10 protein-coding genes are annotated in these 12,854 nt (G+C 44.3%); 5 read left to right on the top strand and 5 right to left on the bottom strand.

The features are described from left to right. Complete coding sequence (mrcB, locus tag AC0L6N_RS00485; RefSeq protein ID WP_473477907.1) at positions 1-2,346, bottom strand: penicillin-binding protein 1B; 2,346 nt, start codon at positions 2,344-2,346, stop codon at positions 1-3. Positions 2,347-2,475: 129 nt separating this feature from the next. Beyond that, entirely contained in the window at positions 2,476-4,956 is a 2,481-nt protein-coding gene (gene hrpB, locus AC0L6N_RS00480; RefSeq protein ID WP_473477905.1) for an ATP-dependent helicase HrpB, read from the bottom strand. Between the two features lie 101 nt (positions 4,957-5,057). Here hrpB and thpR point away from each other — a divergent pair, with 101 nt between their 5' ends. Continuing rightward, positions 5,058-5,588 (top strand): RNA 2',3'-cyclic phosphodiesterase, encoded by a 531-nt coding sequence (thpR, locus tag AC0L6N_RS00475; RefSeq protein WP_473477903.1) that lies wholly within the window; start codon positions 5,058-5,060, stop codon positions 5,586-5,588. A gap of 103 nt (positions 5,589-5,691) precedes the next feature. Continuing rightward, the gene (purU, locus tag AC0L6N_RS00470) at positions 5,692-6,546 is read left to right on the top strand and encodes a formyltetrahydrofolate deformylase (protein ID WP_011573401.1); all 855 of its coding nucleotides are present in this window, start codon (positions 5,692-5,694) and stop codon (positions 6,544-6,546) included. 41 nt (positions 6,547-6,587) lie between these two features. On the opposite strand, the gene AC0L6N_RS00465 is transcribed toward purU, so the two are convergent. Then, positions 6,588-7,157, bottom strand: a complete 570-nt coding sequence (locus tag AC0L6N_RS00465; RefSeq protein ID WP_041713205.1) for a hypothetical protein — start codon at positions 7,155-7,157, stop codon at positions 6,588-6,590. 284 nt (positions 7,158-7,441) lie between these two features. Between AC0L6N_RS00465 and AC0L6N_RS00460 the strand changes: the two genes are divergently transcribed. From AC0L6N_RS00460 to AC0L6N_RS00450, 3 genes are read left to right on the top strand one after another with little or no spacing between them, the layout of a single operon-like run. Then, on the top strand, positions 7,442-8,710 hold the full coding sequence (locus tag AC0L6N_RS00460; protein WP_473477899.1) for a hypothetical protein: 1,269 nt from the start codon (positions 7,442-7,444) through the stop codon (positions 8,708-8,710). A 1-nt stretch (position 8,711) separates the two neighbouring features. Then, positions 8,712-9,140 (top strand): type 2 periplasmic-binding domain-containing protein, encoded by a 429-nt coding sequence (locus tag AC0L6N_RS00455; RefSeq protein ID WP_473477895.1) that lies wholly within the window; start codon positions 8,712-8,714, stop codon positions 9,138-9,140. A gap of 21 nt (positions 9,141-9,161) precedes the next feature. Next, the gene (locus AC0L6N_RS00450; RefSeq protein WP_473477893.1) at positions 9,162-9,740 is read left to right on the top strand and encodes a paraquat-inducible protein A; all 579 of its coding nucleotides are present in this window, start codon (positions 9,162-9,164) and stop codon (positions 9,738-9,740) included. A gap of 130 nt (positions 9,741-9,870) precedes the next feature. Here the strand turns inward: AC0L6N_RS00450 and AC0L6N_RS00445 are convergent, their stop codons facing one another. Beyond that, positions 9,871-11,367 (bottom strand): catalase, encoded by a 1,497-nt coding sequence (locus AC0L6N_RS00445; protein ID WP_473477891.1) that lies wholly within the window; start codon positions 11,365-11,367, stop codon positions 9,871-9,873. A 132-nt stretch (positions 11,368-11,499) separates the two neighbouring features. Then, positions 11,500-12,681: a sensor domain-containing diguanylate cyclase gene (locus tag AC0L6N_RS00440; RefSeq protein WP_473477888.1), complete on the bottom strand. Its 1,182-nt coding sequence runs from the start codon at positions 12,679-12,681 to the stop codon at positions 11,500-11,502. Positions 12,682-12,854: the final 173 nt, after the last annotated feature.

The following is a 12,854-nucleotide window of genomic DNA, read 5'->3' as shown; positions in this document are numbered from 1 at the left end:
TTAGTTACCGAACAGCCTTTCCCATAGTGATTTCTTGAGTGGGCCTCGTACTTCCCCGTTGCAGGTTTTTGGCACAGGAGGAAGGGCGTCCAAAATCGCCGGAACACTAATGGTATTCGCACAACCTGGGCGGCTAAGCGCACCGCTTTGCTCTTCAAAATGGGCAATACCCAACCCTTTAGGATAGCGTCTGACGAATGACTTAGGTTGCTGCAGCTTCTGGTAACCAATAAATAACTGCATAGCACCACTGGCACCGCTCAAATTAATAGGTTCGTTGTTATCTTTCCCCATCCAACTGGTTACTAAAATATTATTATCAAATCCGCTGAACCAACTGTCACGATAATCATCTGTGGTGCCGGTTTTACCTGCCATATTGATATCGCCGAAGGTCTGTTTTATCTGTCTTGCCGTCCCTTCACGCGTCACTTTATGTAGTGCGTAGTTCAATAAGTAAGTAGCTTTATGATCTGCTCGCTGCTCCCCTCTTGCACTAAAACGCCATAATGGCTTGTTCTTCGGAGATAAAACGGCCGTTACCGCGTGCAAAGGAATGAATCGCCCATTGTTTGCGATGGTTTGATACATCTGATTGACTTGAATAGGAGATAAATTCACCGCCCCTAACGTCATTGCTGGATAGATATCCATCGGCTCGTTCACGCCTAAACGCTCCACGGTGGCAGCAATATCGTCTAGCCCGACTTCCATGCCCAGGTTTACCGTTGGAACATTCAAGGATTGTGTTAACGCTTCCACTAAACTGACTTGACCGCGGAATTTTTTATCGGCGTTTTTCGGCTCCCACATTTTTCCATAGGTACTTTTTAAGCTAATGGGTTCGTCTTTTAACGGAGTCGCCAAATTATATTGCGCCGCACGCTCTAATGCGGTCAAGTAAATGGCAGGTTTTATCAGTGAACCGATAGCTCTTTTGGCGTCGAGTGCCCGATTAAAGCCTTGAAATTGCGGATTAACGTCACCGACGATGGAGCGTACTTCACCGCTTTTAATATCCGTTACCACCATAGCTGCTTGCAAAGCGGTCAGTTTCATACGCTTTTGCTGGACTTTTACTCCCACTTTTAGGGCTTGTTCGGCTTTTCTCTGGGCCACAGAGTCCAAGGTCGTGAAGACTTTCAGACCAGACTCTCGCATGTTTGGGTCCGACAAAACCGTTTTTAATTCTCTGCGCACCATGCTCATAAAGGCAGGGTGCTTTCCAGAGGTTAAACTTGCCCCGGTTGCCAAATTAAGAGGTTGATTAATAGCGTATTCGTATTCGTTTCTTTGCAGTTCGTTGTTTTCAAATAAGATACGCAGTACCAAATTTCTACGCTCAATGACTCGCTCAGGATGACGTCTTGGATTGTAATAAGACGGCCCTTTTATGATACCAACCAAGGTCGCTATTTCCGCTACGTTTAATTCAGCAATCGGACGGTCGAAATAAAACAAGCTGGCTAAACCAAAACCATGTACACCTGTGTTGCCATTTTGACCGAGAAAAACTTCATTGAGATACGCTTCGATAATTTCATCTTTGCTGTAACGTGCGTCGATAATCAACGCCATTAATGCTTCTTTAGCTTTGCGTACTAGTGACTTTTCATTGGTTAAAAACAGATTTTTAACCAATTGCTGGGTCAAGGTGCTGCCGCCTTGAACCGCTCGCCCTGCGGATACATTGGCAATAAGTGCGCGTAATATAGAAAGCGGTGCAATACCATAATGTTTGTAAAAATCTTTATCTTCAACCAACACCAACGCCTTGATAAGGGACTGCGGTACGCCGTCTAAATTGACCAACATGCGATCTTCTCGCCCACTGCTCATTAGGCGAGTCACAAGCCAAGGCTCCAAGTAAACGTCATTTAAGGCTTGGTTATTATCTAAATTGCGTAAGCTTGCAACCCGGCCATTGGCCAGTGTTATATCCAGTGCGACTTCAGATTCTTTGCCATGAGGAAAATGAAAAGCACGACGTTGAATACGTACCCCTGTGGCCTTTAATTGATATTCTCCGGTATCGTCTGCGTGGCGTACTTTGCGATAACCCAGTAGTTCTAGTTCCTCAACTATCTCTTGAGTCGTTATCTCTTGTTTAAGCTCAAAATGCATTGGGCGCGCAAAAATTTGAGCAGGCACCTGCCACTTATTACCACTAAATTGCTTCACAATTTGTGCGTCTAAATACACTCCGTATGCAGCTACAACGGCGGTCAAAATAATGAGTAAGCGCCAGCAATTGCGCTTAAGCCACGCCCAAGGATGTAAACGCCTGAGCTTGGATGATGCCCCTGACTGGCTGGATTTAGACTTATTTTTAGCGGTTTTTTTCATAATATTTTGTAAATCACCTTAAATATCGCACCGTTACTCAAATCCCGTATTATTGAGATGAACAATGATATTTATCTGTTGATGGATAAGAGAAAAAGAGGGAGGTTCGCTCGCGCATATCCTAGCAGTTCACTGGGTATTGCTCATCTTCTTTTTTGTCTTACTGGTAGCTTGTGCATTAGCCGGATCGTCAGGCCAAAAATGCTTTTGGTAACGACCTTTCATTTCTTTTTGTACTTCTTTGTAACTGCCTTTCCAAAAACCGGCTAAATCTTGGGTCTGCTGCAGTGGGCGACCCGCCGGTGAGAGCAAAATCATTTGTATTTTTACTTTACCTCTAGCGACACTAGGGGTGTCCGCTAAACCATAAACTTCTTGCATCCTGACAGATAGAGACGCTCCACCTACAGCATCATACTGTACGCTAATACGACTGGTGCTTGGCACGGTTATTTTAGTGGGAAATAACTGATTGAGTGCCTGCTGCGAGGCGTAATCTAGTTGATTAAATAATAACGAATAAAAGTCTAATTTCGACAGTTGTTGCCAACTCAACACGTCATGCAAATATGGCATTAGCCAGTGATAAAGATTGCTTAAGAGCCCAGACTCACTGACATCCGGCCATTGCCCATCGGTTAAGTACTCTTTAGCCATCCGTAAACGATAGATAAGTTGCAATGCGGCGTCGTTAAAAGGCAGGCTCATCACGCCCCGCTCTTTAATTTGCTTATGCCATAAAGCAGTTATTTGCTCAACGCTCGGCTTAGCGCTGGGCATTTTCTTAAGCACAATTCGGCCCAATCGCTGCACAGATTGAGTTACGATGGCCGAGCGAGAGCTATCCCACTCGCAGCGCGTTTCAGAGTCGATAAGATGATTGAAATATTTGTCTATTTGCTGTCGACTAAGAGGCTCTGCTAGCATGATTTTAGCGTTGCTTTGCGCACTATTGGTGAGCATCATCTGCCCTATCGCTAACCATGATTGGCCTATTAGCGAGTCATGTTCACTGAGCTGAGCCCCCGTCCCATCAACAAGCCCGTAGCGACCTGAGTCACTTGCTTTAGCAATCCAGTGTGGGAAAGCAAAGCCAAGTAGTACACCTGTATCTTCTAAAGGCCAATGAGTGACATCACATGCTAGTTTTTTATGCCACTGGCGAATGGCTCGCCACAAAGGGTGACTTTTCTGTTGCTGTAATAGGGTCAGTCGATCGTAACAAAGGCTGCCAGCTTGAGCCCCAAGCGGATCCTTATCTTCTAACAGCGCCGCCAAAGCGCAGGCTAAACTTCGATGCCCTGCACTGAGCTCGCTGCTCTTGAGTAACATAGTCGCAATATGCGCCTGGCTGCCAAGCGAGTGAACCTCTTTGCCATGAGGAGTAACCTGAAAATTAGCATCGATGATTTGCAAGCCCATTAACACGCTGTGAGCTTGAGCAATTTGTGCATCACTTGGCATATCAATAAGCGCAAACTCAGAAATTTGCGCCCCCCAAACGCAGGCTTCAAGTAAGAAAGGAGATATGTCGCTAGTGAGGATCTCGGCTTGGCCGTGTTCAGCTAAACGTTGGTGTTGCTCTTTGCTCCACAATCTATAACACACTCCCGGCCCTAAACGCCCTGCACGGCCAGCGCGCTGAATAGCTGATGCTTTTGAAATCATCTGACTGCGCAACTGAGTAAGCCCTTTATTTAGCTGGTAAATCGCGCCTTTTTGCATACCGCTATCAACCACAACACTCACACCTTCAATGGTTAGGCTGGTTTCAGCAATATTGGTAGCGAGTATGATTTTACGTCGCCCTTGGGGGTCGGGTAGCAACGCAGCTTCTTGAGCCGCTAAGGTTTGTTGAGAGAACAAACAATGTATTTGGCAGCCTTTGGAAAGTGATTGGGCAAGTATTTTTTCACAACGACGAATTTCAGCTTGGCCGGGTAAAAAGACCAATATGTCTCCTTGATGCTCTGCGGCTGCGAATAACGTCAAACGTGCTGTTTTATCTACAATAGAGCCCGCAGTGGCATCTGGCCGGTAGTAGGTTTCAATAGGGTAACCTCTCCCCTCACAAGCGATAGAATCAGCGTCAGGCAACAGTTTTTCTAAGCTTGAAACGTCCAAGGTGGCTGACATCACCAATAAGCGCAAGTCGTCGCGTAAGGCGTCTTTCACTTCTAGGCACAATGCCAACGAAAAGTCGGCGTGCATGCTGCGCTCATGAAACTCGTCGAAAATAACCAGACTCACGCTCGATAATTCTGGGTCATTTTGCAACATGCGGGTCAGTATGCCCTCAGTAACAATCTCGAGACGGGTCGCCTTGCTAACACGGCTATCACCACGTATACGATATCCTACTGTTTGCCCTACTTCCTCCCCCAGTTGCTTGGCTAGATAGTGGGCGATATTTCGTGCGGCAATACGCCTTGGTTGCAACATAATGATTTTTCGTGTGGCAAACGTACTGTGCTGCAATAAAGCTAATGGCACACGGGTTGACTTGCCTGCGCCTGGCGGGGCAACCAGTATGACATCATTGTTGTTCAGGCCATCGTGCAGTGCCGGTAGGATATCTTCGACGGGTAATTGTGTGTTCACTGAAAACAAAGCGGTATCTCATGCAAATTAACGGGATAGGCCGAGCACTAGCGCCTTCGCTTAGTGTATCCTGTGGTGATTTTCATTGCAGAAGTTTTCAGGAGTATCCTATGCGCGCTTTTTTCGCTCTTACCCCACCTGGCACCACTAAGTTAGCCATAGAAACTTGGCGCGATAAAGCATTCCCGCAATTTTATAGTCCAGTCAAAGCGAGTAATTTTCACATTACCTTGGCCTTTTTAGGTAATATAAACGAATCGCAACTTGACTCTCTCAGTCAGTATATTGATGCGCACTTAAATACCCAATGCTTTTCACTCACCTTGGATTATGTTGGCTATTGGTCGAAACCCAAAGCGTTGTGGCTGGGTAACACTCAAGTTTCAAAAGAACAACTCGATTTGGTGGCATTACTACAAAAAGCGTCACCAGCGTGTGGCATTACCATGCAAAAGCGCGATTATATATCTCATTTAACGTTGGCTAGAAAATGCAGTGAAAATCCACCGGCTGCGTTAATAGAGCCTAATTTTGCATTTCAAGCAACCGAACTGACCTTATACGAATCGGCTTCAAGTGCACATGGCGTCACCTATCGGCCAATACTAACCTGGCCGTTTTCACCCAGTTTCTCCTTTTGAGCACAAAATAATACAATTTGAGCTAATCCATAACGATTCGCTATTTACCTTGCTTCGCTAGCAAGGTAAAACAGGTGCAAATTTTTGAAGTGATGATTTCCCCATGGAACAAACATTAAGACTGGTCATCGATTGTCCAGATCAAGTTGGCCTTGTCGCTAGCGTGAGCCAATTTTTAGCCCAACATAACGCGACAATCGTTGAAGCAAGCCATCATACTGATTTGCAAACAGGGCGCTTTTTTATGCGTCATGAGATTTCTACTGACTCATTAACCATGGATATTGAACAGATCCGCTTGGGTTTCGCTCCGATTGCGGAAAAATACTCAATGAATTGGAAATTAGTAGATTCGAGTAAGAAACCAAGAATGGCACTACTGGCCAGCCATGAATCCCACTGCTTAATGGATTTGTTACACCGCTGGCACAGCAAAGAGCTTAACTGTGAAATCCCCTGCATTATTGCCAACCACCCGCAGATGAAACAATTTGCTGACTGGCATAGCATTCCTTTTCATTGGATAGATTTTAAATCACTCGGTAAAGAAGCGGCATTCGCTCAAATCAGTCAATTAATTAAACAATACGATATTGATTTGACGGTCCTTGCGCGCTTTATGCAAATTCTACCTGACGCTTTGTGCAAAGAGTTAGCCGGGCGAGCGATTAATATTCATCACAGTTTCTTACCATCGTTTGCCGGTGCAAAACCTTATCAACAAGCCTATGACAGGGGGGTAAAGCTGATTGGTGCTACTTGCCATTATGTAACAAGTGACTTAGATGAAGGCCCTATCATCGAGCAGGAAGTAATGCGTATTAGTCATAGTGATTCAGCGCAAGATATGGTGCGTAAAGGCAAGAATTGTGAAAAAACAGCGTTAGCGAATGGCGTTCGCTATCATTTGGAAGACAGAGTGATTATTCATCATTCGAAAACCGTGGTATTTGCTTAAGTTAACAGTAACGCTGTCAGGCGGTCATTAGCTAAAGTTCGCTAGAAGTTCGCGACGTATACCAAATTAATCTGTTTGTCTGCTCGCCCTTGACCTGCCCACGCCTGACTAGCATCGTTTGCTTGCCAAAGGGCTCGGGATACAGCAACTTCTACGTACTGTTTCTCAGAGTCCAACATAAAGCGCGAGCTCAATAGCCATTGATTGCTCGCAGGAAGTTGAATATCAGCACCTTGAGAGGTTTCAAGGTTGGTGTCCATCTGGCGAACGTATCCTAAGCCTAAACTCACGCGATGATTCAAACGATAACGGGGTAAAATGGCCCATTGACGAGTGGTTGTTTTTTGATTGTGAGCGCCCCAACTCAGTTCACCTTTCACATATCCAATTTGAGTATCAATAGAAATACCCTCACCAAGTTCTTGATGAAATGTGAGTTGATAATCACGTTGATGACACCCATCGAATTTGATGCTTTTTTTATCGAAGTCTAATTCTGCACTTTGCGGTAAGGTTTGCTTTAACCATTGCAATGTTTGCTGCCAATTCAATTCTGTGGCGGCCCCCTGTGAGGCATAAACAATGGCTATAAAACAAATGATGATTCGCAATGGAGTGACTCTATCAAAAATACTCAGGATGTAACTGTAGCTCGCAAATCGCGGCAATGGGTATTGAAGTGCATTATTTAGTATTTTTTTTAATACCTAAAACACGTTATTGCCCGCTATACTAACGGTCTAACACGCTGCAAATAGGTATATCCACTGGCCATTTTGTTATCACTAAGACAAATTACCTAGATGATTCGCCAGACTATTATGTAATCATGTTATTTGAAGCTTTGGCATCAAGCCTATTACGGCCACCCTGAATTTAGAGAACATTATTAACCATGCCTAACTACACTACACTAGCTCGAAGCACGTTTACGTACTTACTACTCAGCATAGTCAGTATAGATATGGCACTCGCTGAAAGTGACATGATTAAATTCAATGGCTTCGCCACTTTGGGAGCTATTTATAATGACAGTGATGATTTGGGATTCCATACCAATTTTAAAACACCAGCCCGTAGCGGTTTTTCGTTCGCACCAGATTCGCTAATAGGTGCTCAAGCGAATATTAGCTTCGCCCCCCAATGGGATGCGATTGTGCAAGCCGTCTATAGAGACAAACAAGATTCTTCTGTACTCAATTATATTGATGTGGCCTTCTTACGATACAAGTTAGACAGTCGCTGGGAATTTCGTGCAGGTCGAATGAACACCGACATTTACTTTTTATCTGAATATAAATCAGTGGGATATGCTTACCTCTGGGCACGCCCACCTGCTGAGTTCTATAGCAAGGTCACATCCGTATCTCAGTTTGAAGGGGCTGATATCGCCTATAAGCACTCCCTAGGAAATGGCTTTTTACAGCTAAAAGCTGGATTTGGTGAGTCTGATGCCCGTATTGCTACTACGGGACGAGCATATGATATCGATTTTACTGATGTGTTAACCACTTCAGTTTCTTATCAGCAAGATAATTGGCAGCTAAGAGCTTCATATCTAAGTGCAGAAGTAGACAACTTTAGCGCAGATTTAAGCGCTTTCGATGCCGCAATCGCGCTGTTTCCACCAAGCGTTTGGCCAGGCGGCCCTGAATTACTTGATAGAGTAAGTTTCGAAAGCAAAGATCAACAATTTTTCGGTCTTGGGTATCAATATGATAACGACTTATGGTTAGTGCAAACTGAATTAGGATTCATTAAATCTGACTGGGAATTAGAGCGAGATTCTGTCTCTGGTTATCTCAGTATAGGGTATCAACCTGAGGGTATTACTTATTTCGTGACCGTGTCCGCCATCGAGCCAACAAAAGATAATGTGGATGACGGTGTAGGTGAAATATCCCCATTTGCTCCTGCCGAAGTCGTGGCAACCATCCAGTCATTTGGTCCTAGCATAACAAACTTATTTAATCAGAATAGGACCAAACAACATACGTTTAGCTTAGGTACAAAATGGCAACTATCAGCGTCCTTAATTGCGAAATTTCAGATGGATTACAGCGTTATTGCTGACGATGGGTTCGGCATATGGAAAGTTAATGTTCAACCAGATTCGGGGGAGAGCGTCACAGTGACGAGCCTTAACCTGAATTGGGTATTTTAGCATGGGTGCTCTCATCACTCGTTTTTTTAGTATTGTTGCACTGATTGTCGTTTCTCACTCAAGCCTCGCCTTGGTGGTTGTAGTCGGGAAAGGTAATACCCTTGATTCGTTGAGTAAAACGCAGGTCATTGATATCTACATGGGTCGATATAATACCTTCCCAAACGGTGTAGTAGCAAAACCGTTAGATCGCACTACTGGCAGTAATGAAAAGCAGCAGTTTTATCAATTATTAGTCAATAAAAGTGAAGAGAAGATTAATGCTTATTGGGCTCGCCTTCTGTTCTCAGGCCGCGCAAGTCCACCGAGTAATTTTCCTTCAAATGATGAAATGCTTGATGAGCTTCGTCGCTCAGATAAAGCGATTGGGTATGTTCTAGAATCAGAGGTGGATGATTCGTTAAAAGTCGTTTATCGTTTCGAAGAGTAGCGCTACATACGAGACGATTTTTTGAAAAAGCACCTATCATTCGCCCTGAACATCATGGCTATCGCACTTTTTATTCCAGGCATTACCCTGCCCATGTTCGCATTAAGCATGGAAATGACCGCACTGTTAAATACTGCAGGCATGACATCCAATCTTATCGACAAAGAATTATCTATTTTGAGCATGGTGCATGAACTTTGGGACAGTGAACGTTTTTTAGTTGCCGCTCTGATTTTCTTATTCTCAGTGTGTATTCCAATTTTAAAGACCACTTTGATGAGCATCATGTATTTTACTCGTAACCATAATTTGGCTCGCCAAGTAACGCAATTTGTGGCAACTATTGGTAAGTGGTCAATGGCTGATGTGTTCGTAGTTGCGGTCTTTTTAGCTATTTTATCCACCAATCATGCAGATACCTTGTCCCAAGAAACTCTCAATTTATTTGGCTTCACCATAGGTATTGATATCAGTACCCAAACCCTATCAGCCGCGGGTGACGGCTTTTTCTATTTTGTCGGCTATTGCTTAATATCATTGCTGGCCAGTCATATAGCCACATCGCCCTATACACTGCAACGCGTCGAAATCGATGTATAAAAACTAAAAAGGCCGCTAATGCGACCTTTTATACCAATCCGCATTAATAAGTGTCCGCCTCAGAATGCGTCCAGCGGTTTTGATTAAGGCGTCGCTATGGCGTAATGGTATTAAAAGCTAACGACTTACACTATCTAACAGGTGTGTCATCGGTAACCGGTACTGCATTTGTGTCACTGTCTAGATTTTCATTCGCTAAACGCACACCTCTTGCATATTCTGGATGCACTTTTTCTAACACTGCATACCAACGCTCTTTCACCGAGGAGGAACAAGGCCCCATCGCTGCCGCGTAATTGTCGTATAAGCGCTGCTTTTGCGCATCATCAAACATTTCATACAAAGCCCTAGGCTGAACATAATCGGCATCACTCTCTTGTTGTTCGTAGCGAGCGGCGTCTCCGTCAATACGCAACGGCGGCTCTTCAACGCTAGCATCAGCGACGGGTCCATTATGTTGATTTGGCTCATAGTAGGCGTCTGGATTACCAAAGTCATTGGTGAAAAAACGCATTGAACCGTCCTTATGATAATGCTGTATGTTAGATGCCTTAGCCGCATTGGCCGGTAAAGCTTCGTAATGCGTCCCTAAGCGGTAACGATGAGCATCTGCGTATGAGAAAACGCGCGCTTGTAGCATCTTGTCTGGGCTATAGCCAATTCCAGGTACTACATTTGATGGACTGTAAGCTGCATTTTCAACCATCTGAAAATAGTTCTCAGGATTTTCATTCATTTCCAGCTCACCCACTTCAATGAGCGGGAAGTCAGCGTGAGGCCAAATTTTTGTGATGTCAAAAGGGTTGAAAGGTTGATTCTCTGCTTCTAACTCGGGCATAACCTGAATGTACATGGTCCATTTAGGGAAATTTCCTTCCTCTATCGCGTTATACAAGTCTTCTTGATAAGCCTCTCGGGTTTTGCCCGTTAACGCTTCTGCTTCAGCATTGGTGTAATGCTTATGGCCTTGCTGTGTTTTAAAGTGAAATTTAACCCAGTGGCGCTCAGCATCTTTATTCCACATGCTAAAAGTGTGGCTACCATAACCGTTCATGTACATCGGATTAACTGGGATCCCACGATCTGACATAAGAATAGTCACTTGATGCACGCATTCTGGCTGGGCCGCCCAGAAGTCGAACATGGCTTCAGGAGAGCGTAAATTTGTTTTTGGGTGGCGCTTTTGGGTGCGGATAAAGTCAGGAAACTTGAAACCGTCTCTTATAAAGAATACTGGGGTATTGTTACCCACCATATCCCAATTACCTTCTTCGGTATAAAACTTGAGACTAAAGCCACGTACATCACGTTCTGTATCTGCCGCGCCGGACTCTCCTGCCACTGTAGACCAACGGCTTAACACTTCAGTGGTCTTGCCTACGCTGGAGAATAATTTCGCACAAGAATATTGGCTAATATCATGGGTAACAGTAAATTTGCCTTTCAAGCCCCAGCCTTTGGCGTGAACTGCGCGTTCAGGAATACGTTCACGGTTCTGATGAGCTAGTTTTTCAATCAGTTGATAATCAGTGAGCAGCAGCGGTCCGCGTTCGCCTGCCGACCTTGAAGTACTATTTGAGGGAACTGGTGCACCAGCACTGGTGGTTAATCTTGGTTTATCTGACATACGCTTCTCTCCATTGCTTCAATTATCAAATCTACGCTTACATAGTTTCAGTAGATCGTTATCAAGAATTGTAGCAGTGCCATACAAGAAAGTGTCATGAACAAACTAGATGGGATTAATCATGGTACTCAATCAGCCCACGCAAACTCGCCCGTGCTTTAGACTAGAATGAAGAGTTAATGCGTGAAATGCCCGAGTGATAATCGGCTGCAAGACGCTATCGTCAACGTCAAGTTCACTAATACCAATGCTCACCGACGGAATAACCTCCCTTAACTGCGCATTGCTTTTTAGCTGCTCAAAGTACGAGCTAATTTTATTCGCTAAACACATGGCCTGTTTGGCTGACGTTTTTGGTAACAAAAGAACAAATTTTTCATCTTCTATTTGACCAAGATAGTCAGAGTCGCGACACACAGTTGAGATTGATTTTGCAACTTGGTTCAATACTTCATCCGCGGTGTCCCGACCGTAATTGGTGAGTATTTGTGGGAAGCGGTCGATATCAAACGCGAGAACACTCATTGACTCGTTGTGGCGTCGTGCTGTGGCGATAAGCTTGCGTGCCGATAACTCTAGCGCATTGAGATTAAAAACTGGCGTTTCTTGCCCAGAATCCCCCCCCAAGGATTTTGCGGCTAATTCGATGTGAGCGTGCTTGTTAAAGTTAAACATCATCAGACATAAACCGAGAAGTAAGATAGCTATCGTCATCCAAAACACCACTCGTTGAACGGACCTCAAGGCATCAATTCGCTTGTTATCCTGGATCTCATATTGCCGCGTGACATCCTCAAGTTTCTGTAATAATGGTGTATACGCCATCTCCATCAATGCCTTAGCATCTAACTTCGCCCCATTCTGAATTTTCTCTAGATTCAAAGCGAAGTAGAGTTGATCACCAAATATAGTTAATTGTTCGGTAACATTATTATCAGCAGTGAAATAAAGCGCTTGTAGCTCAGCAGACAAAGGGGACGCTTGGCCTTTTTCTAATGCGCTGAAATGAGGCTCTGTTAAATGCTGATGGTTGACCTGCATTTCTCCTAAAGCCTGCAAACTGGTTTGTTTGGCTGCAATATCTTCACTGTATAGGTAAGCTGAAGCAAATAAACTCGCTCTTTGAAGCAACATGCGTTGCTGCCCGCTGATATTGACTTCGTGGGTGATCTTTGCTTGCGCTTGAATGACTCTATCTAATGTTAAAAAAACAAACACAGCAAGTAATACACCGAGTAATAAGTATACCGTACTGGATATTGCGGCGCCTCGTGCATAACCCGGTGGATAATGTGAAGAGCGATTTGTAGTCATACTTTTGTGCCTCCAAGGCATAGTGAAACGCTCAGTCGAATTTACTGCGGTGATAGAGGTTAAGTCATAGTTTTAGTGTGTTAAGTGGCAAAATTTTAGTCTGCAAAGAGCGTTTTAAACATTGGACTTTAGGTTATTCGACAAAAGTGCAAGAACGCTTGTAACAATCTATT

The sequence above is a fragment of the Paraglaciecola sp. G1-13 genome (assembly GCF_055809255.1).
This window is presented reverse-complemented; position numbering and strand designations above follow the sequence as displayed.

Excerpts from the sequence above, each read along its gene's own strand:
- AC0L6N_RS00440 (WP_473477888.1), bottom strand. The coding sequence starts at position 12,681 with ATGACTACAAATCGCTCTTCACATTATCCACCGGGTTATGCACGAGGC.
- AC0L6N_RS00455 (WP_473477895.1), top strand. The coding sequence starts at position 8,712 with ATGGGTGCTCTCATCACTCGTTTTTTTAGTATTGTTGCACTGATTGTC.
- AC0L6N_RS00445 (WP_473477891.1), bottom strand. The coding sequence starts at position 11,367 with ATGTCAGATAAACCAAGATTAACCACCAGTGCTGGTGCACCAGTTCCC.
- thpR (WP_473477903.1), top strand. The coding sequence starts at position 5,058 with ATGCGCGCTTTTTTCGCTCTTACCCCACCTGGCACCACTAAGTTAGCC.
- AC0L6N_RS00460 (WP_473477899.1), top strand. The coding sequence starts at position 7,442 with ATGCCTAACTACACTACACTAGCTCGAAGCACGTTTACGTACTTACTA.
- purU (WP_011573401.1), top strand. The coding sequence starts at position 5,692 with ATGGAACAAACATTAAGACTGGTCATCGATTGTCCAGATCAAGTTGGC.
- mrcB (WP_473477907.1), bottom strand. The coding sequence starts at position 2,346 with ATGAAAAAAACCGCTAAAAATAAGTCTAAATCCAGCCAGTCAGGGGCA.